The following is a 24,920-nucleotide window of genomic DNA, read 5'->3' as shown; positions in this document are numbered from 1 at the left end:
TTTCACCTTAAATGAGTTTGGACTGATTCTGGTTGTACAAGCCTTTGAGGAGAACTCCAATCGGGGCGTAAACTCTTTGCTTTGCGTAAATAAGGATGCCAAACCTGGACTTGATTAGCAGGAAGATTTGCGTGGATTAAGCAGCGGATGCAACGTTCTAAACTACCTTCTACATGCATCTGCTGTACGTCAAGCATGGCTACACAGTCCCAGAAAGGACGCTTACGGGCGATCGCAGCGGGAAAAATGGCATCGAGATCGCGAGTGACAGTAAAAGTGACGCTCACAATTTGAGTCGGATCTAGCTGATTCTTCATCTCCAACTCATCTAACATTTCTGTCACGGCTTCGTCAATTGCCTGCACCGTATTTTCTGTAACGGTTGTTGCCCCACGAATTGCTTTTAATCGCCACTCCACGCTCAATTCCTCCTTAAATTAAATTAACCGAATAGTTGTTTGTGTTGATGAGTGGCTAGTGGTTGGTGGCTAGATTCTTATTCCGATCCAGTCACTAGTCGCTAGCCACTAGGATCTAGAATCAGCCAAAATCATCTCAATTACGGACGATATAGCCACAAAGGTAAGCCGCTGGTAGATAGCTCAAACTCTAACCAATCTACCCCAGTTAATAAACCAGATGCTACCGTAGACTCCCTAGAAAGTAATCGCTGCAATGGGGGTTTGCGTTCTTCTAGAGTGAAACACTTGGTTTTTTCTGGATCGAGTCCGACTAATTCTGCTGCCCAACGACGGGCATCTTCTTCAGTTCCCAACCGATCCACAACGCCTAACTCTAAAGCTTGCTGTCCGGTGAAAATGCGTCCGTCTGCAAAGCTTCTCACAGCTTCCTCTGTCAGATTTCGCCCTTCAGCCACAGATTGAACGAATTGCCGATAGCTGGTATCGATCAATTCTTGCAAAATATGTTGTTCTGGTTCTGTCAATTCGCGATCGAAAGCCAGGATATCTTTATAGGGTCCAGATTTGATTGTTTTGAACGAAACACCAATTTTATCTAGCAAGCGTTCTAGGTTGTTGCCCCGCAGAATTACCCCAATACTACCTGTAATCGTACCTGGGTTTGCCACAATATGACTGGCTCCCATGCCAATATAGACACCGCCAGAAGCAGAGATATTACCAAAACTGGCAACAATTTTGATTTTTTCTCGCAGTCGTTTTAAAGCACTATAGATTTCCTGAGAGTCTCCTACCGTACCGCCAGGGCTATCAATGCGGAGTAGTAAGGCGGGAAAGCGTCTTTCTTCTACAGTTTTGAGGGCTTCTAGAACTCTTTTGCGCGTCGCACTCGCGATCGCCCCAGTAATTTCTAGCCGTGCAATTTGTTTGCGAAAAGGGGTTTTAAACAGCCGTAGCATGTACAGTTATATACCAGACGTAACTCAATTTAGACTTTAAGCATAGAACATTTTTTCTCTGTAGATTTCTGTTACAGTACATAGCGATCGCTTCACAAAAATACATAATCGATTAAGATCGGAGAAATGTTATCTTCTCATCCCAGCCGTCAGCCATCCCATGCATCTGAAACTGACTGAATCAAGATTACCCTTTGCCTCCGTGCTACTAATCGCACCCTTTTTCCTCTGGGGAACAGCAATGGTAGCGATGAAAGGCGTTATTCCCCATACAACACCTTTATTCATGGCAGGAGTCAGACTGTTGCCTGCTGGCATATTAGTATTAGGTGCAGCAATGGCGATGGGTAGACCTCAGCCTAAAGGATGGGCGGCGTGGTTGTGGATTAGTCTATTTGCCTTAATTGATGGATCGCTGTTTCAAGGCTTTTTGGCAGAAGGTTTAGTGAGAACTGGGGCGGGTTTAGGATCGGTTATGATTGACTCCCAGCCTCTAGCTGTGGCTTTAATGTCGAGTTGGTTATTTGGCGAACGAATCGGTTTATGGGGATGGCTGGGATTGATGTTTGGCGTACTGGGGATTAGTTTAATTGGCTTACCAGACGATTTAATTCTCAACCTATTTTCTGGTATTACCCCTGTGCGGGCGAGTTTACCAGATATGTCAGTGTTGCAACAAATATTTCAGAACCCGCCCCTACAATCCTTATTCGCCAGCGGCGAATGGTTGATGTTACTCGCAGCCCTATCAATGGCTGTCGGTACGGTAGCTATTCGTTATGTTTGTCGTCACGCCGATCCGGTGTCAGCAACGGGATGGCATATGATTATTGGTGGAATTCCCTTATTTGCTCTTTCTGCGGGGTTAGAGGCTGGGCAATGGGCAGATATTAGTTTATCTGGGTGGATATCGCTAAGTTATGCCACGATTTTTGGTAGTGCGATCGCCTATGGGTTATTCTTCTACTTTGCCTCTAGCGGTAACCTTACCAGTCTTAGCGCCCTTACCTTTCTCACACCTGTATTTGCCCTCTTATTTGGTAGCTTAATTCTCTCCGAAGTTCTCAGCCCCATCCAGTGGACGGGCGTTTCTCTCACCTTAGTTAGTATTTATCTCGTCAATCAGCGAGAGAAATTAGAACAATTGTTTCAGAAATCTACAGCCAAAGAGTCACATCTATCCGAATCGGAAAAAGTTTTGGAAACAGCAAAGTCCGTACCTGTTCCTATGAAAGAATCAGAGTTATGAAAGTCAAAAGCTAAAAGTCAAAAGTTAAAACTGAGGAGTCAGGAGTCAGAAGGATGTAGAGACAATCTCTGCCATGCGCTATTCACTCATGACCAACTACCAACTACCAACTACCATTGAAACTATTATTTATCTCTACTTCCGTGGGACCCCTCGGCACAGGATTGGGGGGTGGAGTAGAATTAAGCCTGTACAATATTGCTCAAGAAATGATAAAGCGGGGGCATACGCTGCAAATTCTTGCCCCTCAAGGGTCGAAACTTGAGTCAATGCCAATTGTAGAAATTCCTGGTAATTTACAAATTATTGCCCAGAACCAGGAAAGAAATGCACCCATTACTATGCCGGAAAATTCTGTGCTGGCGAATCTGTGTGAATATGCAAGACAAGTACAGAATGAGTACGATTTAATTGTCAATTTTGCTTACGATTGGTTGCCATTTTATCTCACCCCATTTTTTAAAACTCCTATTGCCCATTTTGTGAGCATGGGTTCAATTTATGCTGCGATGGATGAAATTGTGGCACAAGTTGCAGAGCAATTTCCAAGGACGATTGGTTTCTACACTCCCTCCCAAGGAGCAACATTTTCTTTTGTAGAAACTAGTGATAGGTCTATATATTATCTTAGTAGTGGCATAGATTTATCCTTATATGAGTTCTGTTCTCATCCTCAAAACAAATTAGCTTGGTTAGCAAGGATTGCTCCTGAAAAAGGCTTAGAAGATGCGATCGCTGCAGCTCAAATTGCTAAAATTCCCTTAAAAGTTATGGGAAAAATTCAAGATGAAGACTACTGGCAGCAAATTTGCCAGACTTATGCTAACGCACCTTTTGAGTATTTAGGGTTTCTTTCAACCACAAAAATGCAACAAGAATTGCGTCAGTGTCGGGCAATGTTAATGACTCCCCGTTGGGTAGAAGCATTCGGCAATGTAGCAATTGAAGCCTTAGCTTGTGGCGTACCAGTTATATCATATCGCCGTGGGGGACCCGCCGAAATTATTCAAGATGGAAAGACGGGATTTTTAGTCGAACCAGATAGTGTAGAGGGATTGGTAAATGCGATCGCGCGTTTAGATGAAATCAATCGTTATACTTGTCGTCAACAAGCCGAAGCTGAATTTTCTTTAGAGGCGTTAGGCGATCGGTTTGAGGCGTGGTTTAGGGATATTTTGCAGTTATAATTCTTCCCATTAAATCTGTATTAGCTATTTGCATAATCGTATACCTCCCAGGTATATTTTACGCTAACTACAGTTTCGTTATATGCAGCAATGCCTATTTGCCAACCGCCACCGCCACTAAAACCAGGAGATTTATTAAAAGTAATTGCCCCTAGCGGCGCTTTGCGAGAAATGGCAGCATTTGAACAGGGGATCGAAATATGGCGATCGCGTGGTTATCAAGTTAAAGTTAGTCCTACAATCGGCGACAGTTTTGGATATTTAGCCGGAACCGATGCGAGTCGTCGCCAACAACTCCTCGATGCGTGGCAAGATCCCGACTGTCGCGGTATTCTCTGCGCTAGGGGTGGCTATGGTGGGATGAGAATTCTGGAAGATTGGACGTGGATGGCTGCTAAGGGCGCACAGCTGTGCGCCCCCACATCCTTTCCCAAATGGCTTATCGGTTTTTCCGACATTACCGCCTTACTCTGGAGTCTATGTAAAGAAGGAATTTCAGGCGTTCACGCGCCTGTACTGACGACGCTAGCAGGGGAACCAGATTGGTCTAGACAAAGATTATTCGATTGGGTGGAAGGTCGTCCCCTATCTCCTCTCCAGGGGAAGGGTTGGGGTGGTGGCGTGGTGACGGGCGTGCTGCTACCAGCAAATCTGACTGTTGCGACTCATCTCCTGGGTACGTCGATTCAACCGAATTTTGATGATGTTATTCTTGCCTTAGAAGATGTTACCGAAGCACCGTATCGGATCGATCGCCTTTTGACACAATGGCGTTTGAGCGGTGCATTTACTAAGGTTAAAGGTATTGCTTTAGGACGTTTTAGCCGTTGCGAACCACCGCCAAATATTTCTAGTTTGACCATAGAAGAAGTATTATGCGATCGCTTAGGGGATTTAAATCTTCCCATAGTTTCAGATTTGCCTTTCGGTCACGATGGTTGCAACGCCGCATTACCAGTTGGTATCTCTGCAACTCTAGATGCAGATAAGGGTCAGTTGACAGTAGAGAGTGATGCATGAAAATACCTCTCGCCAACTACCAATTACCAACTACCGATTACCAATTTTAAATTTGTTATCTTTCTTCTGTCACCTTAGCGGGAGTAAAATAGATGGTAAAACTTTCTCTTTCACTGCTAGAGTATGGTTGAGCCACGTCCTGCCGTTACTACTGTTGGCTTCGTCGATTTCTGTTGCCAAGCAATACATTGGTAACTTGGGTAAAACTGATAATGGAATCGTGTCAGTCAACGCTGATGCAGTCGTAGATCACATCACGTACCCATTGCGATTGAAGATATTCAAACCACACTCACGACTGCAACCGGGTGATGTATATAGCAGTTCTAAATGATTTGTAAAGTAGGCTTCTAGCCTGCCGCAGGCTTCAAGCCTGCTCCACGTTCATGAATCAAATAGGATTGCTATATAAAATGCGCGCCCCAATTAGCGGTGGAAATTTTACAAGCACTTGAGGAATGGAAATTCCGCTCTTGTGCTAGTACTAGCAGACAGCTGATATGGAGAAAGTGGAGATGTGATTCACGAATTTCTTCGCTTAAAACTTCCTTTTCTGGTTGCAATTCGTAGTCCTCATGGTGTGCTACTAGTCGTAGCAGGTCAGAAAGTCCATTACAACCGAGCCGCGTGCATCCGTTCAAGCTCTCTCTCATCGACCAGATGAAACTTGCTAGAGAGCGCGAAATTGTCTTTAGCAAAGCCCATCCAATCCGCTACTACAAAATCAGTAAAACAAACAGCCCAACTACAAATCCACTTGAGACTTGGTTTGTGATGACTAATCTACCTAAATCTTGGCAGTTACAATTGGGGAAACGCTATAGCCTTCGCGGTTGGATTGAGTATGGATTTAAACAGGTGAAAAATGAACAGGGGAAGGGCAGATTTTCGAGTCACTGACTATACCAGTATTGAGCGGTGGTGGGAAATAGTGTTGATCCCTCTTCTGTCAAACTGGGGTGAAACCTTGATTTTTCGTAGGCTAAAACCACGTAGATTCGTTGAATTTGCCTAAAGTGACAGAAGAGGGATCGGGAGTGAGATGAAATACAAGATCTGTAGGGGCGCACGGCTATGCGCCCCTACAAATGCGCCTCACAACGAGAATTGCGATATATAGATATCCTTACCAGGAATTGAATTTGTCGATAATAAAATTATGAGTTTAAAAAGATGATTGTAAAAATCTGAGTGGCAGAAGTAAAGAGTGAAGAATCTACTTAAACCTCTTCGCGACTCACGATTCACGACTCACGACTCACGACTTACTTCAAAGAATGATAACCAAAACAATTGAACCTATTCTCGATCGCGCCTTATCTGGAGACGATATCTCTCCAGCCGAAGGAGTAGAGTTATTACAACAAACTGCACCGGAAGCAATTGCTCTCATCCGCGATACTGCCGATAAACTTCGCCATCAACAAGCGGGCGATACCGTTACTTATGTCATTAACCGCAATATCAACTTTACCAATATTTGCGAACAACACTGTAGTTTCTGCGCCTTTCGTCGCGATGCGGGCGAAGCAGGTTCCTACTGGTTGGAATGGGGACAAATCTTAGAAAAAGCTACCGATGCCGTACAAAGAGGGGCAACAGAAATTTGTATGCAGGGGGGGCTTCACCCTACAGCAAAAATAGATGGCAAATCGCTGTCATACTATTTACACTTAGTCAAAACTATTAAAGCTGAATTTCCCCAATTGCATTTACATGCCTTTTCTCCCCAAGAAGTGCAATTTATTGCTAGGGAAGACGGTTTGAGCTACGCCACCGTTATTGCTGCTTTGCGGGATGCTGGTGTTGGTTCAATGCCAGGAACAGCAGCAGAAGTATTGGATGATGATGTTAGGCGAATTCTTTGTCCAGAAAAGATTAATACAGCGACATGGTTAGAAATTGTAAGTACGGCACATAAGCTTGGCTTGCCGACAACAAGTACCATGCTATCTGGACATATTGAAACACCCCAACAGCAAATTCGTCACCTAGAACACTTGCGATCGCTTCAACAAATTGCGATCGAGCGGCAGTATCCTACAAAAATTACAGAGTTTATTTTACTGCCTTTCGTCGGACAAGAAGCACCTAAGCCGTTAAGAAAGCGGGTGGGAAGAGATCAACCAGTTTTAGCAGATGCTTTGCTACTCACAGCAGTGGCGCGAATTTATCTAGGAAAATGGATTCCCAACCATCAACCGAGTTGGGTCAAACTCGGACTCGCAGGCGCAACAACAGCTTTAGAATGGGGTTGCAACGATATTGGCGGCACGCTGATGGAAGAACACATTACCACAATGGCAGGCGCAGTTGGCGGTACTTGCATGGAAGTAGACACACTACAAACAGCGATCGCTTCCCTCAATCGTCCCTACCGTCAAAGAGATACCTTGTATGGCAATCTCATTTAAGTTATGAAATCTTCTTGACGCTACTACAAATTATTTAATAAACCTGGGGAACGAAAAACTGTTCGTTTAGAGGTGGACGATTATAGCCAGTTCCAGGTTTTCTAGGTGGTAAATCGAATGCATCTGGAGTCATATCTTGATAGGGAATCTTGCTTAAAATGTGTTGAATTAAGTTAAGTCGCGCCCGTTTTTTATCGTCGGCTTCCACCGTAAACCAAGGAGCCTCTGGAATATTAGTATGAGCTAGCATGACATCCTTAGCTTTAGAATATTCCTCCCAGCGATCGCGGGCTTCAATATCCATCGGACTGAGTTTCCAGCGTTTAGCCGGATCTTTTACCCGCGCTTGAAAACGGCGTTCCTGTTCCTCATCGCTGACAGAAAACCAGTACTTCAACAAAATAATCCCCGATCGCACCAACATCCGCTCGAATTCAGGGCAAGATTGCATAAACTCTTGATATTGAGCCTCAGTACAAAAACCCATCACCCGTTCTACCCCCCACGATTGTACCAACTGCGATCGAACAGCACAATTTCCCCCGCCGCAGGTAGATGGGCAACATAACGCTGAAAGTACCACTGCGTCTTTTCCACATCTGAAGGCGTACCCAAAGCCACCACACGACAACCACGCGGATTGAGGTATTCCGTCACGCAACCAATTGCGCCTCCCTTTCCGGCTGCATCACGTCCTTCAAAAATCAGCGCTACTTTTAAACCTTGATGTTTAACCCAGTACTGCAATTTCACCAACTCTGTTTGCAGTCGTGCCAATTCTTTTTCGTATAACTTACCGTTCAGCTTTTTCTTCGATTTGTTCTCTTTGGTGCTTTCAGCAGACTTGACTGCTGCATGAGTCCCATTTCGATCTATAGCTGACATGGGTTTTTCTCCTAAACGAATTTTTTTTAAAAAAGTTAACCTGTTCTTTCCTTGTCAATATAGTTCGCTTGTACTAACATGCAGTTAAAATTTGAGCGGCGATCTCCAATCGAGAAATAGTATGACAAAACTCAAATCAAACTTAGTCCAATTTCCCATCCAGCAGCATCTAGGGCGTTCTAGAGTCGTAACATTACCAGTATCTCCCGAACGCCATCGATCGTGTGTAACGGCGATCGCAATCCCAAAGCGAGAACATCAGGCAATACCACCCTTGCAGCCTCAAATCCCATCAGAATTGTCTCACAGCAATCGCCGCGAATGGCAGCACTTGGCAGCACAAGCAGACAAAATTAATCAATTAGCCGCAGAACTAGAAGCAGCAATCTTTGGATTAAAAGCGATCGCCAACCAAATAAACTATACTCAACAGCTATCTGGAAGTGCTTGCGAGTACCGCTCAGTAGTTGTACCCCAAGTCAAGCGCCGCAATACAAGTGAATTCATTTTGACAACTAAAGTCATCGATTTATTTCAAGCTGAAAGAGAAGCACAACAGCTAGCGCAAACATTGAGACAAAAGACAAAAACCAAGCAAAAATTCCCTCTACTGAATTGGTTGTTATAGATTAGGGAGTAAGAGGGTTGTTGGTTGTTGGTTAACGGCGTACTGGCTAGTGGCTGGACTCCTTTCTAGTCACTAGCCACCAGTCACTAGTCACCGATAACTGATAACTGACAACTGACAGCTGACAAGAGGTAAAGCACAGGTGGGAGTAGCACTCTGGATTCTTGCTTTAGGACTAATGCCATCATTGCTATCGCTGTGGCTACTGCGCCGAAGAGAGGCGCAAATACAAGCGAGATTTAGGCAAGCGATCGACTTTACCTCCATCAGGACACAGAGAAGCGAAGCTACACCACTTCATAGCGATCGCTACTATTTGGAAGGAGTAGGATATCTAGTTGGTGACATCAGCTGTCGCTACAATGCTCGTTCCGGGTATATTAGGTGTGCGGTCAATCCTGAAGGACCCTGTGAGGGTTGTCGCTACTACGAACCGCGATAGCTGCTTGATTAATTTATTGGTGTAATTTATTTGGTGTAAGGGGTGTGAGGGTTGGTGAATTTTGCCCAGAGAAGTTGGCTTCAGTGGCTGATACTTTTTGGCTGGATTGCGATCGGCACGATTATTAGATTTATTAATTTGGATGCGAAGCCACCTTGGTCGGATGAATTTGCCACCTTAGTATTTAGTTTAGGTAATAGTTTTCGCACTGTCCCTTTAGATCGAGCGATCGCCCTAGACACCCTACTACAACCACTACAGCCTCGTCCATCTGCCAGTTTTGGTGATGTTTTTCACAATTTAATGACAGAGAGTACCCATCCTCCTGTCTATTTCCTCCTCAATCACCTATGGTTACAGCTATTTCCCCCAGATGAGGGACTAGTCTCATTATGGGCAGCAAGAGCCTTCAGTGCCATTCTGGGAGTGGCTGCAATTCCTGCTATTTTTGGTCTGTGCTGGCTAGCTTTTCGTTCCCGCCTGGTAGGACAAATCGCCGCCGCAATGATGGCAGTCTCACCCTATGGCATCTACCAAGCCCAAGAACCGCGCCACTATACCCTAGCAATTTTAGTTATTATTGCGTCTCTAGCTTGCTTAGTTGTTGCTACACGCTGTCTAGAGAACCGAAAACCGATCCCAATTTGGTTAGTCTTCACTTGGGTGGGAATTAACACTTTAGGAATCGCCGTTCATTACTTTTTCACCCTCACCCTCTGCGCCGAGGCAATAGTTTTGCTTGCTGTAGTGTGGAAACAATTCAAAATTCAAAATTCAAAATTTCCCAACTCCCCTGTACGGGGGGTTTCCAAACCCGCCCCTACCGACTCATTGCCGTTGCAGCTGGAACCACAGCAGGGGGTTTAATCTGGTTGCCTTTCTTGCAAAGTATTCCAGATAACCAAATGACAGATTGGATTTATCGTGGTAATCCTTTCGGCAGTATTTTAGAAAGCACGGCGAGGTTTTTAGCATGGATGATTTCAATGCTGTGGCTGCTACCCGTTGAGGGCGTGAGTCAACCAATTGCCCTGGTTTGCGGTGTAATTATCGTCGCTTTTCTATTTTGGACGTTGCCCATACTCATTAGCGGTTGGAAAATTCAGTTATGGCGATCGCGATCTCGCAGTGGAACTCAAGTTGTAGGTGGATTTGTTTTGGTAGCGATCGCGCTATTTTCGATTGTTACCTACGCCTTGGGTGCAGATTTGAGTATTGCCTCGCGCTATCACTTTGTTTACTTTCCAGCCTTGATTGCGATCGTCAGCGCGGCATTAGCAATTTGTTGGGATAGCAATCGATTAGTTCAACATACAGAGTTAAACTGGACTCCTCGTCAGCAGTTACGACTCAAGTTTCTGCAAACAAGAGGTAAAGTTGCAGTCGTGCTAATTTGGCTACTCGGTTTGCTCGGTGCTTTAACTGTCGTTTTTAACTTTGGTTATCAAAAGATTGAAAGACCCGATCGCCTCGTACCAATTATGCAACAAGGATCGCAAAATCCAATTTTAATCGCTACAGCTCACTATACTCGCGCACAGGTGAGAGAACTCATGACACTGGGTTGGCAGTTTAAACATCTGTATGGTTCTCAAGTAAATTCTCCTTTGTTTCTTTTAGCTCAGCACGACCGTAGCTCGAATCGCTCAGTAGAAACTCTTTACAAAACAATTGCTGAACTACCAAAACCCCTAGATTTATGGGTTGTCAACTTTACTAGCGCCAGACACGACTTAGAGGAAGGAAATAATCAAATTTGTGTCCCAGATTCACAACGCCGAGCTAAAGTCAATGGCTACCGAGCCAAACTTTTCCACTGTCAATAAGGGACAATTCCCAAATTCTATACAACCATATTCGCAAAATTGTCTGAATTACCGGTAACAAATTAATTTCTGAAAAAACGACAAACGGTTACAACTGAGGTTGTGGTAAAGATGGAAGTAGTCAAAAATGGCTAGATAAAATCTTGATGGCAGTGAGGTAAATATTGCGCCATTACTCTGCTGGAGAATAAATTGTGCTAGAAGGCTTAGAAGTAATTAATTGGCACGAACTCGAACACGCTTACGGTATGGCTGATGATGTACCCGAGCTGCTCAGAAGTTTAGCCTCCGCTGATGCCCCGTCTCGTCAAGATGCTTTGTCTAAATTGTACAGTAATATTTATCATCAAGGTACTGTTTTTGAAGCTACAGTATACGCAATACCATTTTTACTAGAACTGAGTCAAACTGAAGCAGTACAAGATAGAGATAAAATTTTAATTTATTTGGCACACCTAGCACGCAGTCATTCTTATTTAGAAGAACATCAAAATTTATTGTTTTATAACGATGAATTAGATAAGCCTGAGTTTCAAGTGCAAATACAACACGAAATGATCTGGATAAGACGTGTTAATCGTGCTGTTCATAGTGGGATAAATGTTTATCTGAGTTTGCTAAAACATAATGATTCAAAACTCAGAATTGCTGCACCTTACATCCTCGCTTATTGCCAACGGCAAGCGTCGGAATTTATTCCTTATCTAAAGCACTGTTTAGCGCAAGAACGAAGCTCTCAAGTCAGAGCCAGTTTAATATTAAGCCTGGGTTTTTTGGAGCCGCCGCAATTAGCAAACATAGAACTATTTATGCAATTTCTGAGTTCTGAGGAAAGCGATCTCGTGCGCTTAGCGGCTGCAATGACACTTGTAAGGCTAGCAAAAGATAAAACTCCACTGGAAGCCATAGCAATACCGATCGAAATTATCGAACATCCGATATCTGTGAAAGAAGCGTATGCTCGATTACCTTGGGCTAATAGCGATGTTATTAGCGATGCTTGCGCTTGCTTATGCTATCTAGGGGCAACAGGAAATGTTGTCATTCCAGCCTTAATAAATGCTCTGAAAACTGTAGATGGTTATAGTGCTTTAAGTGTAGTACGAACGCTACTATATCTAGCTTTTAACGGACACAAATTAGCAGACACGATCGAATACAAGAATACATCTGTACAAAAATCTGTCATAGAAGCGATCGCCTCGTATGATAACGTTTGGCAGTTCAATAGTAATATGGCGCATCTGCTCAGATCGTTTGGTTTACCACAAGAGCGAAATCAGTTGCAAGCATTTCTATAAAATAAGTAAATTAAATATTATTCAATCTACGAGCGAATACAAATTTATCGCTTTTGAACTATTTATTGATAGACATTTTGTGGATTCAGGTATTGTTTTTTATACATAGTTTTTTGCTCGAAGCATTATTAAGTGCTAAAGCCAAAAATCACTAAATAGTTATTTGTCAAATAATAGAAAAAGGCTCTATAACTTGAAAATCAACGATTTCAGTTACACATCAAAATTGAATAAAGAAAATTTTGCTTTTAGCAATTGTTTTTGACACAAATTAATGTTAATATGCACGGCTATGGATAGCGAATGTTAAAAAATGTGTGTAGAAATAGAAGCTTTCCAGTAGTATTAGTCACGCCCAACAATAGACAAAATGCTCAAAAAACTCCCAACCTCACTTAGATTTTGGCTCCGATCTCTAGAACACAAATTTGCTGGGTTTTTCACAACGCTGTACAAATATAAGCCATATAAAAAGGGAGTATCTTCTTACGTCATCCCCAAATCATCTCTTACAGATCGGCAAGCCGATAACGTAGAATTAGCAGTACCTCCACAAGAATTTTGGTTAGGATATGGCAAGACAAGGGAAGAATACTTGTCGTCTGGAGCAGAAGACACGCAGAAGATGTTGGAATTAGCCAAATCTTCAGGACTTACACTAACCGCAGGCGATCGCGTTTTAGATTTTGGTTGCGGTGCATGTAGAATGACTCGTCATTTGCAAAAATACGCGCAGTCATGCGAGATCTGGGGAGTAGACATTGATGCTGACATGATTTATTGGTGCAAAGAACACTTAGAGCCACTCTTCAATTTTGCAGTCACAACGACAATTCCTCACTTACCATTTGAAGATCGATATTTCGATTTGATCTATGCTGGTTCGCTATTTACCCACGTTGACGATTTGACTGAAGCTTGGTTGTTAGAACTTCGGCGAATTCTTTCTCCAAAAGGAAGGCTTTACCTGACAATTCACGACAATCAAACTATCAAATTACTGCATACTGATTTCCAGAACATTTTCCTGTCTAAAAAACTCCGAGCTTCAGATTTGTACAATCAAACTAAAAATGATATGGCTGTTCTGACAATCGGTCGCGATACGGGTTCGCAAGTTTTTTACGACATCGATTATTTCTGTAAAAAACTGAGCAAGCTCTACAAAATACATTCGGTAACGACAGAAGCTTACAATTATCAAACAGCAGTCTTAGTTGGTAGGAAATAAACCAAAATAGTCAGGTGGGCGTTGCCCACCTACAGCAAAAGTAGTTCGTGCTACTGGCAAACTTGTTGCAGAGTTGGGATGAAATCTGGATAAGAAATTGCTGCGGCTTCGGCTCGACTTATAGTTGTCGTACCGCTGGCATTCAAAGCCGCGATCGCCAAACTCATAGCAATGCGATGATCGGTGTAACTATCTACCTCCGTACCCTTTAAAGCCGTCCCACCAGTAATTTCTAAACCATCGGGTAATTCCGTGACTTTCGCACCCATACGATTTAACTCGGTTGCCATAGCTGCAAGGCGATCGCTTTCTTTAACCCTTAATTCTGCTGCATCCCGAATTATCGTCGTACCGCTAGCAAACACTGCTGCTACTGCTAAAATCGGAATTTCGTCAATTAGACGCGGAATTAAGTCACCTGCGATCGTACACGCTTTTAAACCGCCAGAACGCACCAGTAGATCGGCGACTGGTTCCCCTGCGACAACTCGCTGATTTTCTAGTTGAATATCTGCCCCCATCATTTCCAAAGCTGCTAAAATCCCAGTGCGCGTAGGGTTAACGCCAACATTTTCAATGACCAATTCTGAATCTGGGACGATCGCCCCAGCCACCAACCAAAAAGCAGCCGAACTAATATCACCAGGAACGACTACCTGCTGTCCTTGCAGTTGCGCTGGTCCGGTTACCGTGACACTATGGGTTTGGGGATCGACGCTCAATTGCGCCCCAAAAGCTTGCAACATCCGTTCGCTGTGGTCGCGGGATAAAGCTGGTTCTGTTACCGTTGTTTTTCCCTCAGTCATCAACCCAGCTAGCAGAATACACGATTTCACCTGTGCCGAAGCGATGGGAGATTGATAGTGGATTGGTTTGAGGTTTTGCCCTTGAATTGCCAAAGGTGCGAGAGAATTACCCTTACGTCCCCAAATTTGCGCTTCCATTTGTTGCAAAGGTTTGACGACGCGAGACATGGGACGCGATCGCAACGAACTATCTCCCGTCACTGTAAAAAATCTTTCTGGATGAGAAGCTAAAATTCCCAACATCAACCGGATCGTCGTCCCAGAATTTCCTGCATCCAATACGTCTGCTGGTTCCTGCAACTGACCCAAACCGATCCCTTTCACCCGCACCAAATCTGTATTGAGTTCTGAAATTTCCGCCCCCATTGCTCGAAAACAGCTCGCCGTACTCCTGGGGTCTTCCCCCAACAGCAGCCCTTGAATTTGGGTTTCCCCATTTGCCAGCGCCCCTAACATCAAAGCCCGATGGGAAATTGATTTATCGCCAGGAATCCGAATGCGACCGCGCAAGCAAAACCCTGTCTGGGGTCTAGTGACAATCAGATTTTGCTGGCGATCGATAGTTTCAACTGCGAACGGAGAAGCCAACATGGGGATAAATTAACAGATTGAGTGCGCTTGTTAGTTTATCTTGTTTGCCGACTCTGCGATCGCCTAGTCGCAATTTATAGAAAGAAAAGTCATTCCCTACTCGATACATCTCGTTTAACGACGAAAAGATCTTGGAGATCCCCCAACCCCCTTAAAAAAGGGGCTTTGTTCCCCCTTTTTAAGGGGAGTTAGGGGGGATCTAGTCTTAACCGAAAAGTCTCAATCCCTTATTCCCTGATCCCTTCTAGCTGTTGATAAGCCTCCAGCAATCCCTTAACTTCACTGGGAGAAAGAGACTCGATTCGTTCCAACAATTCAACTGCCATTTTCTCCGGTGTTTGTCCCGAAGTATTGCTCAGATCGGGTCGGCTAGAGCGGCTAGAGTCAATATAACCTCCTAGCGTGGAGTGAATCAGGATATGGGTGTCCTTGAGCTTAAACCAGGGACGAATCCGTTCAAAAGCAATACTACCAACTTGACACATCCCAATTCCGTAACTTGGAGCCGAAACCTCTAGCTGATGTGCCATAATTCCCGATTCCAAGGTAACGAAGTGAATTCCTCGCTCGCCATAGCCAGGTCCAATCGCATCTAAATCGGCAATGAAGAAGATGGAGAAGGCACATTCATCAAACATTGGTGTATTAATGAATGGAATATGGACTCCTCTGTCAATATCGACATTAGATGTCAAAACAACGAGTTGATGTTCCTCTGGATGATAGTAGTAAACACCAGCTGGCACATTTTCAATGCGTCCGGGTTTGACATGCAAGTAAACTTGAGTTGGATTCAAACCGCCAGGGGAGGCATAGAGAAACTTAGATTGACCGTCTAGGATAATTTGAGATAAACAGCTTAAAAATAGGCTGAAATTCTCAAATGGAATTGATTTTAACAAGAACTTACGATAACTGCTGCGATCGCGATATTTTTTCTGTAACTCCTCATCAACAACAGGTCTTTCTAATTGAATTGCAGGTGTCTCTTTCAGATCTCGCCGGACTCCTGGGCGCGATTTCTTAAATTTCTCCCGCTCCACAGGATCGAGAATAATCCTGTAGGAAGACAGTAGCTTATTTCCTAACAGACTGTCATCTGTATTGCTAGAAACCGATTTACTTTCTTGCTGCTCGTAATAATCAACTAATGCTTGAATTGACTGCAAGCGGAACAATTCATCAATCCGGGGACGATTCTTAAATTCCTTTTCTAGTTGGTTGCCAATTCTCACCATATCGAGCGAATTCGCCCCTACACTCAATAAATTCGCGTCCAAATCGACATTTTCTAACTGCAATACTTTACACACAATTCGACTGACTTTTGCCTGAATCCCTGAAGACTGCTTTTGAGTTGTACTTTTAGCAGGGGTAGCATCTGCTGCAAAAGGTGCGGGTAGCGCTTTGCGATCGACTTTGCCATTACGAGTCAAAGGAAACTGTTCTAGCATTACGAAAGCAGCAGGAACCATATGTTCTGGTAACTTACCGCGTAAAAACAAGCGCAGTTCGTCAGTATTTAGCTCTGACTCTTTCGCCAGAATGACGTATGCTACTAAAAGCTTTTTGCCTTTCTGGTCGTAAGTCGTCGCGATCGCCGAATTAACACCTGCGTGTTGTTGTAAAGTTGACTCGATTTCCCCTAGCTCGATCCGCTGACCGTTGATTTTAACTTGAAAATCGACCCGTCCCATGAACTCGATCGTCCCATCGGGGCGGAAGCGTCCCATATCTCCAGTTCGATAAATTCGTTCGCCAGTACGGGGATGCAAAATAAATTTGGCGTTGGTTTTCTCTGGATCGTGCCAGTAACCTTTGGCAACTCCCACGCCAGCAACGCACATCTCCCCCGACACCCAAGCGGGACATTCCACCAAAGCATCGTTGAGAATGTAGTAGCGAGTATTGGAAATTGGTCGTCCGTAGGGAATGCTTTTCCAGTTCGGGTCAAACTCCTCAATCGGATACCAAATATTCCACAGCGTTGTTTCTGTAGGACCGCCGACGCTGACTACTTTCGCTCCTTCTACCAGCGCCTCAAGACGTTTGGGAATCGTTAACGGAATCCAATCTCCACCTAGAAATGCCAGCCGCAATGTCGATGGAATGACATCCGCGCGTGAAGCGAAGCTTGCGCCACGCGCATCGCCTGCATACTCTAAGAACATATCCATCATTGCCGGAACCGAGTTCCAGAGCGTAATCTGATGCTTCATGCACAGATCCGACCAATGGGACGGGTCGCGTCGTCCGCTGGCATCGGGAATAATTAAGGTTCCTCCAGCACCCAACACGCCAAATATGTCAAAAATTGACATATCGTGATGTAAAGCTGTCAATCCTAAAATGCGATCGCCAGAATTAATCTCAAATTGCTTTTGAGTGCTGACAACCGCATTCACTAACCCACGATGGCGAATCATCACTCCTTTTGGCAAGCCAGTAGAACCCGATGTATAAAGTACAAACGCTAAATCGTCAGGTGTTTGAATCGGTTCTAAGGGGCGATCGTCAATATTTTCCAAGTTTTCGCGATCGACGCAGAGGCGCTGCACGCGATCGCTCCATTCCAGGCGATCGTCTAACCAAGATTGAGTCAGGACGATTTCAGCTTTACCATTCTCCAGCAGGTAGTCAAGCCGTTCTTTTCCGACTGTGGCATCAATCGGAAGGTAAGCAGCACCAGCGTGTAATATGCCCAGAGCAGCTACCACTTGCTCCCAACCCTTTTCCATCACAATTGCGATCGGTTGGTTTGGTTGCGCTCCTAAATTCCGCAAATGCCGCCCCCAAAGGTTTGCCAAGGAATACAATTCTTGGTAAGTTAGAGTTTTCTGAGTAGTAACGACCGCCGCTTGGTCTAGACGCTGAGGCACTTGAGCCGCAATCAGATCGTGAAGCAAGATTTCCGGCATTGGCTGCTCGTCCCCGGCAGCTACCAACTGCTGACCTGTTGCCACCATCACCCGCCGCATGACTTCCGACCAACTCTGCTGCCAGAGATTTTCATCAGTACCTAGCAGATGGAGCAATTGGATAAAAGCATCTAAGAGATTTTGGGATAGTCCTTCAGGAAAAAGTTCTTCCACGGTATCCCAGTGGCAATAAAGCGCACCATTATGCTCAAAAACGTGGTTGTCTAACCACACTTGAGAAGTTTGGTTAATTGCAAATACCACCTCACCCAGAGCCTCTGCTTGCACTGTAGCATAGGTACTTTGTCCGGTTTCATCTGCTGGAATTGCAGTAAATACAACTGGCATCAGCGAACCAGAGAGTCGATTTTGAGCAACGGCAAGTTCCCGCAGGACTTCGACCCCGTTAAAGAAACGATGGTCTATGTCGCTCCAAAGTTGCGCCTGTAGGCGTTGCGATCGCTCGGCAAAGGAAGCATCTCCCGTATTGTCAACTTCCAGCACGGTAAATGAGGCAGATTCTCCAATCAAGCGATTCACCTGCGAGTGTAGTGGCAGGCGATTGAAACTTGGCACATTGATACAGAAATGTCGTTCTTTATTCCATAACGTCAGAACTTCGGCGTAGGCTGCTGCCAAAATTCCTGGTGCGGTGATGCCTAATTGAGTCGCCCGCGCCTTAACTCGCTGCCAAATAGAAGCTTCTACTACCCCTTCTCGACGCACAAACCTGCCACTCGTGAGAGCAGACGGCTGTTTGGCGAGGGGCAGATCTGGTCCCAAAGGTAAAGAGTCAATTCGTTTGCGCCAGTAATCTTGCGATCGCCGATACTCGTCGGAATTCGACAGCGATCGCTCTGCCAAGACATAATCGCGGAAGCTAATTTCTAAAGACTCTAGTTGAGTTTCAGGATTGTGGTAAAGCGCCGCCCATTCTTTATAAGTAATTGCAATACTCCAGCCATCAAAGATCAAAGCATCCAAACTAACGTGAATCCGAGTCCGTCCATCGTCTAGTAAAGTTGCTTGAATATCAAATAAGGGATACTTATGGCTGGGAAGAATTTGATGCGACATCCGATCGCGCACGTCTTTTAGCTGAGCGTTGACTGTTTCCGCATCCCGTCCCCGCAAATCGAGCATCCGAAACTGATAGGAAGGCACATTTTCCAAGACCTGTTGAGTTCCATCCGGCAGAACGATCGCCCGCATCATGTCATGACGATCTATTAGTCGTTGCCAAGCTTGAGTCAAGCGTTCCAGATCGAAGTTGCCTTCCAATTCTACATAGCTGTGGCTGGCAACCTGTCCCATTTCTACTTCACCACTGCGCCCAACCCAATAAGCTTGTTGCAATCCAGTCAATGGAAAGGGCTGAAATCGTTCGTCAGGGGCAGCAGTAATCGTTGGTAGGTTAAATACTGCTCGCTGCGGTTGCCGCTCTTGTTTTACACCTACCTTTTTCTCGCGAATTAACTGAGCTAGCAAAGCTTTTCGTTCGGGTGAAAGAGATTGGAGTTTGTCAACGTGCGCTTGGGAATTTAACTTTTGGCTTATAATTTCAGTCATTGGCTTGATTTATACCAACAGAATAGATTTGGAAAAATTTATGCAGGGGTTTTAAGTGGCTAGTTGGCGATCGCTCTTTGAGAGGGCGATCGCCAGCATTGTTATTTCAGCAGCGCCATCACTTCTTCATCAGACAATTGCGCCAAATACGCGATCGTGTCTTCCATGTCATCTAGATTGACTTGCATAGCTTGAGCTTGTTCGATCTGTCGAGCCATACCACCGACAGTCGGAAATTGAAATAAATTAATTAGCGGTAAGTCAACGCTAAACGTCGAGCGGATCGTTCCCATCAATGACACGGCGATCAAGGAGTTTCCTCCCAAACTGAAGAAGTTATCTCCCGTACCAATTTCAGACACCTGAAGTAAGTTTTGCCAAATCGCCATTAGGGTTTGCTCGACCTGGTTTTGAGATGCTGTCTGCTCGATCGCCCTATCCAACTGCACCGTCGTCGGCACAGGCAGTGCCTTGCGATCGACCTTATTGTTTGGCGTGAGGGGAAAAGCCTCTAGCACGACAAAGTTGGAGGGAACCATGTATTCGGGCAATCGAGCGAGTAAGTATTCTCGCAACTGTGAGTTAGCAGGCTGTTGTCCTGGCTGTGGTAACACGTAGGCAACTAGGCGCTTGTCACCCGGTACATCTTCGCGAACCACGATCGCTGCTTCTCGAACTGCCTCGTGACGACTTAAAATTGTCTCAATTTCGCCTAATTCGATGCGATAGCCCCGCACTTTCACTTGAAAGTCGATCCGACCGAGGAATTCTACATTGCCATCTCTGCGGTAGCGTACCAAATCTCCTGTGCGGTAGAGACGGTCTGCCGGATTTTGGCTCAAAGGATGGGGAATAAACCGCTCTTGAGTTAACTCCGGTCGATTCAGATAACCGCGAGTCACACCTTCGCCCCCAATCAGCAGTTCGCCTGCAACTCCCACGGGAACGGGTTGTCCGTTCCGATCTAAAATATACAGCTCAGTGTTAGCGATCGGACGACCGACGGGAACGATTCCATTTACTTGCGTCAGCGTATGAGTTGCCGACCAAATGGCAGTTTCTGTAGGACCGTACATATTGTGAACTTGTCCCGCCACGATCTGCTGGAGTTGGAGCGCCAAGGCTTCGGTCAAAGCTTCGCCGCCAACCATCATCTGACGTAACTGTTTCATAGCGGCGCGGGTAGCGGTATCGGCAATCAACAAACCTGCCATTGATGGAGTGCATTGCAGGTGTGTCACTTGATGACACTCGATCAGTCCTGCCACAGAATTATTCTGTGTTGCAACTTCAGTCATAGGCAGATTGGACTGCGCCTTGACGCGAGCGAGTAGTGGCAGTTGGGACAAGACTAGATCGGTGTCGATGCCGTAGTCAATCAAACAAGCAATTTCATCCACATCAATGCCTTTGATGCGATCGACTATCTGCAAACAAGTTTCTACAGTCCCGAACAAACCACTGGTTTCAAAGTAGCGTTCAAAGGAAAAATCCAGCACCTCATCCATATCTCGCTCGGATAAGTGGGATATAGCAAATTGTCCTTTGTCGTTCGTGGTTTTCTGCTTGAAAGTGGGAAAAGCCCATGCAGCTTGCTTGATTAAATCGAGAGAAGTGGCGAGATATTGCCGCATCGGTTGACGCACAATTTCGCGGACGGCATCATCGCTCTGACCTACAAAGGTATGGAGCATCAAGGTTACAGTCCCCTGACCGGAATGTCCGTTTTCTACCCACGCTTGTCGGTAAAGGGCAATTTTTTCTGCTAATTCTTCTAGGCTCTGCCCCAATAAGTGAGTCAGAAGGTGAAAACCTTTAGCACCTGCCATGCGAAATGTTTCTGGATTGCCTGCGGCAGTAATCCAGACTGGAAGTTCGGGTTGAATCGGGCGTGGCAACGTTTGAACGGCTACGGCTTCACCTTTTCCATTCGGATAAGTTACAGATTCCCCACGCCAGAGCGATCGCACCTCCTCAATCTGCTGGAACATAATGTCCTTACGATTCTCAAAGGTTTCCGGGCGCAGGACAAAATCATTTGGTTGCCAGCCAGCAGCGAAGGAAATCCCCACCCGACCGCCTGACAAATTATCCACAATAGACCAATCTTCGGCAATTCGTACCGAGCTATGCAGTGGAGAAACACAGCTACCCGCCCGAATCTGAATCTGTTTCGTCGTTGCCGCGATCGCTGCACTGGTAACGGCAGGGTTGGGAAATAGCCCCCCGAAGGCATGGAAGTGCCGTTCTGGAGTCCAGACTGCTTTAAATCCGTTCGTATCGCCAAACTTAGCGCCTTCAGTCAATAGACGGTATTTAGCGGCAGTATCCCCACCATTTTCGTAGCTAGAGAAATAAAACAGACTGAAATCGATCGCCTTGTTTGTATTCTGGAGCGATGACGGCTTGGCAGCGGTACGCTCTTTCTTGGCATTGTAAATGACGACCTTAAACCCCCGTGCCAACGTCCAAAATAGCTCTAACACGGAAATATCAAAGGACAAACTCGTGACCGCTAACCAGACTCCAGGAGGATTATGCTCGATAACTCCATCCATCCCCGTAAAGAAATTGACTGCGTTACGGTGTTCTACCATCACACCCTTGGGCTTACCAGTAGAACCAGATGTATAGATAACGTAGCTCAGGTTTTCCGGCTTGACTCCACTATTAGGATTGGCGATCGCCTGTTGCTCGATCTCGTCCCACATCGTATCGATGGGGATAACACTGACACCAGGCTCGACAACCAAATTGCTCATTAATTGTTGCTGGGTGACAATAACCGGAGCTTGAGAGTCTTGCAACATGAAGCCGAGCCGATCCCGTGGAAAATCTGGATCGAGAGGAACGTAAGCACCGCCTGCCTTGTGAATTCCCAGCAACGCTACCATCATTAAGAGCGATCGCTCTACGTGCAACCCTACTAAAACGTCGGGACCTACGCCTTGTTGTTGTAAATAACGAGCTAGTTGATTGGCTTTGGCATTCAACTCTCCGTAGGTTAACTGTTGCTCCTCAAAAGCAACGGCGATCGCGTCGGGATGGAGGGTGACTTGCTGCTCGAACAACTGATGGATGCAGCAATCTCTAGAGTATGGTTTTACTGTTTGGTTCCACTCCACCACAATTTGGTGTAGTTCTGTAGCGGAGAGTAAGGGGAGTTGGTGCAGTAATTGTTCGGGATGTTCGACACAGGCATCGATCAGACTCCGAAGTTGCTGGGCGATCGCCGCACTATTTACTTCATCGATCGCTCCAGCGTGAATCAATTCCGGCAAGCTGCCATCTTCATAGGCAACCAGGGCAATTGTTGCTCCTAAATCAGCCCATTCCAGTCGATTGGGGTTCTCCACAAGAACAATTGTTACTTGGAGGGCATCTTGGGAAAGCTGCTGTAATTCTGAATGGCGGGCAAAGATATCTAAGGTGTAACTACCTAGACGAGACGCACGATCTAATTCTGCTTCAAAGCGTTTCTGAAAATCGGTAAATGGTTCCTCAGCAACAGACTGAACGCGAATCGGCACTTGTTGAGCAAAAATTTCTGGGGCAATACTGCGCTGTGCTGCGGTTTGCAGCCCCAAGTCAAACTCTGACTCTGTTGCCAATCGCGTGCAATAAGCTGCGAACATGGTTAGTAGCGATCGCGGTTCTACCCGTTTGGCTGGCAGCAAAATCGGGTATCGGCGCAAACGATCGGACGACGTATTCAGCGCTCCAACCTGTAAATAGGGATGTTGAAACGGAGTCATTTGTGCCAGTTGCTTGACCCACGACCGTTCGTGACGAGCGATCGCCGCATTACGCTGACCGATCGCATCTCTCAGTTCGGCATTGAGTCCGGGCAAAATAACGCCAACACGCACGCCGTAAGATTGCTGCAAGTTTTCTAACGTGAGGGGTTTTCCCTCAAGCGATGTCAGACGGCTCAGCCGTACTGCACCATCCCTAGTGGCAATGCAAATTCCATCTGTATCGAGTTCTAACACCTGCCCCACACTTGCGTGGGAGGTTACTACTGCATCAACAACTCCTACAGCAACGACTCCATCTGGTAAACAGAGTTTGGGTAAGCCTAGTGGATTGCGGATTGGACCAAAATCTAATGCCCGCACTAAATTACAAAGCTCTTTACTGCTCGTGTCAAACGCCAAAATGCAAGCTGCTGCTGGGCGATCGCTGGAACCAAAATAACTCTGTTGCGATCGATCCTGTGGCAATGGCTTTAACCGATCGGTTGCCAGTTCCTCTATGAATTCGTTAAAGGTTGCGATCGCGGCATCCAAGCAGCGAGCATTGAGATCGAATGCTGTATCAGTGGGTTCAATAGGTACTATTTGCTGTTTGAGAATGCGTCCAGCGTCAATGTCAGAGATAACTTCATGCCAGGTGATACCGTGTTGCCGTTCTCCATGAAGCAACGCCCAAGATGTTGCATATAACCCCGCATACTTTGGTAAAAGTGAATCGTGAAAGTTGATTGTTGCCTTTCGTGCCTGGGTAATGACGTTTGGTGGTACGATCCACCAGACGTTGTTAATACTAAAAAGGTAGTCGTACTCAGTACTAAGTAGCCGATCTTCAAAGGTAGGTAGAGAAGGAGCATGAGGAATGCCAAGTTCCTCTGCAAACTTAACTAGCGAGTTATCTGCTGAATAAACTCCAAGGACTTTATGTTCTGTTTTTAATAAAATTTCTAAGCACTTTACTGCAAGGACACCATTACCTACAACAAAACAAGAGAAACTAGACATAATTATTTCCTAATATACGCGATCGACTGAATCATCTAAGTTACTGTACTCACTGAGTTATTACTCATACGAGCCGCCAAGCCACATACCCTGTTGCCTGAAGATTGCCAACAACACTTTGTAAGCAATTTCACAGTTTTTAAAAACTGTTATTTTGTTTAGAATACGATTGAATATAGTTTTAGTATTCATCCACACTTTACACTTTGGAAGCGCAAAACAACTCAGTGAAAATTCCAATCGAACATTCACTTAGTAGGAATCATCAAAAACGAACGGCAATAACCAGTGTTAATAACATCAGTATTTCTACAGAGAGCTTTATCAATTACTACCAATTTCAGAAATGGTTTAATATGACTTGACTCTCTATCAATTAATAAGCCAGAATCTTTAAAGTATAATCCACAATCAATAAATAACTTATAAAAACTAATATTTTATGAAGCTAAAACACAAGATTGAATGATTTGCGTTAAATTTTAATAAAGTGGCTTTTTCTTTATACCATTTTTGACCATTCGCTGAGTATTATTTGCTTGCAATATACTGGATATTCCATAAGTATTTGTAGTTTCAACTACAATCAATTCAGCCTTTCTCCCTGAAATATATCTACTATTATTTGAAGCATTAGTAAAGTTAGCCTACCACTGGCGATCGAGCTTTAAGCAATCGCTACCTTACGTTACAAATTTGGTTTTTAGTCAAGAAA

The 24,920-nt window shown here is 45.1% G+C and carries 16 protein-coding genes and 1 pseudogene; 11 read left to right on the top strand and 6 right to left on the bottom strand.

Annotated elements, in window-relative coordinates; genetic code table 11:
- Window positions 1–2: 2 nt before the first annotated feature.
- On the bottom strand, window positions 3–419 hold the full coding sequence (aroH, locus tag M5J74_RS10155) for a chorismate mutase (RefSeq protein ID WP_015153998.1): 417 nt from the start codon (window positions 417–419) through the stop codon (window positions 3–5).
- Window positions 420–559: 140 nt separating this feature from the next.
- A complete protein-coding gene (gene sppA / locus M5J74_RS10150; RefSeq protein ID WP_015153997.1) occupies window positions 560–1,381 on the bottom strand; it encodes a signal peptide peptidase SppA in 822 nt (273 codons plus the stop codon).
- Window positions 1,382–1,541: 160 nt separating this feature from the next.
- On the opposite strand from sppA, the gene M5J74_RS10145 reads away from it, so the two are divergent.
- From M5J74_RS10145 to cofH, 5 genes are all read left to right on the top strand, one after another.
- Window positions 1,542–2,630, top strand: a complete 1,089-nt coding sequence (locus M5J74_RS10145) for a DMT family transporter (protein WP_015153996.1) — start codon at window positions 1,542–1,544, stop codon at window positions 2,628–2,630.
- 116 nt (window positions 2,631–2,746) lie between these two features.
- Window positions 2,747–3,817, top strand: a complete 1,071-nt coding sequence (locus tag M5J74_RS10140) for a glycosyltransferase family 4 protein (RefSeq protein ID WP_041462420.1) — start codon at window positions 2,747–2,749, stop codon at window positions 3,815–3,817.
- Window positions 3,818–3,907: 90 nt separating this feature from the next.
- The gene (locus M5J74_RS10135) at window positions 3,908–4,837 is read left to right on the top strand and encodes an LD-carboxypeptidase (RefSeq protein ID WP_015153994.1); all 930 of its coding nucleotides are present in this window, start codon (window positions 3,908–3,910) and stop codon (window positions 4,835–4,837) included.
- Window positions 4,830–5,171 (top strand): hypothetical protein, encoded by a 342-nt coding sequence (locus M5J74_RS33385; protein ID WP_371933995.1) that lies wholly within the window; start codon window positions 4,830–4,832, stop codon window positions 5,169–5,171. Before M5J74_RS10135 ends, M5J74_RS33385 begins: the two co-directional genes overlap by 8 nt.
- A 943-nt stretch (window positions 5,172–6,114) precedes the next feature.
- Window positions 6,115–7,251 (top strand): 7,8-didemethyl-8-hydroxy-5-deazariboflavin synthase subunit CofH, encoded by a 1,137-nt coding sequence (gene cofH, locus M5J74_RS10125; protein ID WP_250016519.1) that lies wholly within the window; start codon window positions 6,115–6,117, stop codon window positions 7,249–7,251.
- Window positions 7,252–7,285: 34 nt separating this feature from the next.
- Here cofH and ppk2 read toward each other — a convergent pair.
- Window positions 7,286–8,136: pseudogene (gene ppk2 / locus M5J74_RS10120) on the bottom strand (polyphosphate kinase 2).
- Window positions 8,137–8,257: 121 nt separating this feature from the next.
- Between ppk2 and M5J74_RS10115 the strand changes: the two are divergent.
- The 6 genes from M5J74_RS10115 (at window position 8,258) to M5J74_RS10090 (ending at window position 13,564) form a co-directional block, all read left to right on the top strand.
- Entirely contained in the window at window positions 8,258–8,764 is a 507-nt protein-coding gene (locus M5J74_RS10115; protein ID WP_250016518.1) for a hypothetical protein, read from the top strand.
- A gap of 142 nt (window positions 8,765–8,906) precedes the next feature.
- On the top strand, window positions 8,907–9,206 hold the full coding sequence (locus tag M5J74_RS10110; RefSeq protein WP_015153989.1) for a DUF6464 family protein: 300 nt from the start codon (window positions 8,907–8,909) through the stop codon (window positions 9,204–9,206).
- Between the two features lie 54 nt (window positions 9,207–9,260).
- A complete protein-coding gene (locus M5J74_RS10105) occupies window positions 9,261–10,073 on the top strand; it encodes a glycosyltransferase family 39 protein (RefSeq protein WP_250016515.1) in 813 nt (270 codons plus the stop codon).
- On the top strand, window positions 9,956–11,032 hold the full coding sequence (locus M5J74_RS10100; protein WP_250016513.1) for a hypothetical protein: 1,077 nt from the start codon (window positions 9,956–9,958) through the stop codon (window positions 11,030–11,032). Before M5J74_RS10105 ends, M5J74_RS10100 begins: the two co-directional genes overlap by 118 nt.
- A 194-nt stretch (window positions 11,033–11,226) precedes the next feature.
- Window positions 11,227–12,333 carry a HEAT repeat domain-containing protein gene (locus M5J74_RS10095; protein WP_250016510.1) on the top strand — a complete coding sequence of 369 codons (1,107 nt, stop codon included), beginning with the start codon at window positions 11,227–11,229 and terminating at the stop codon, window positions 12,331–12,333.
- A gap of 370 nt (window positions 12,334–12,703) precedes the next feature.
- On the top strand, window positions 12,704–13,564 hold the full coding sequence (locus M5J74_RS10090) for a class I SAM-dependent methyltransferase (protein ID WP_015153986.1): 861 nt from the start codon (window positions 12,704–12,706) through the stop codon (window positions 13,562–13,564).
- A 50-nt stretch (window positions 13,565–13,614) separates the two neighbouring features.
- On the opposite strand, the gene aroA is transcribed toward M5J74_RS10090, so the two are convergent.
- The 3 genes from aroA to M5J74_RS10075 all read right to left on the bottom strand — a co-directional run bounded on the left by aroA (window position 13,615) and on the right by M5J74_RS10075 (window position 24,205).
- Window positions 13,615–14,961, bottom strand: coding sequence for a 3-phosphoshikimate 1-carboxyvinyltransferase (aroA, locus tag M5J74_RS10085; RefSeq protein WP_250016509.1), 1,347 nt, complete (start codon window positions 14,959–14,961; stop codon window positions 13,615–13,617).
- A gap of 227 nt (window positions 14,962–15,188) precedes the next feature.
- Window positions 15,189–19,448 carry an amino acid adenylation domain-containing protein gene (locus M5J74_RS10080; RefSeq protein ID WP_250016508.1) on the bottom strand — a complete coding sequence of 1,420 codons (4,260 nt, stop codon included), beginning with the start codon at window positions 19,446–19,448 and terminating at the stop codon, window positions 15,189–15,191.
- A 101-nt stretch (window positions 19,449–19,549) separates the two neighbouring features.
- Complete coding sequence (locus tag M5J74_RS10075) at window positions 19,550–24,205, bottom strand: MupA/Atu3671 family FMN-dependent luciferase-like monooxygenase (RefSeq protein ID WP_250016506.1); 4,656 nt, start codon at window positions 24,203–24,205, stop codon at window positions 19,550–19,552.
- Between the last annotated feature and the right edge of the window lie 715 nt (window positions 24,206–24,920).

Source organism: Chroococcidiopsis sp. CCNUC1 (assembly GCF_023546805.1).
GTDB lineage: Bacteria > Cyanobacteriota > Cyanobacteriia > Cyanobacteriales > Chroococcidiopsidaceae > Chroococcidiopsis > Chroococcidiopsis thermalis.
This window is presented reverse-complemented; position numbering and strand designations above follow the sequence as displayed.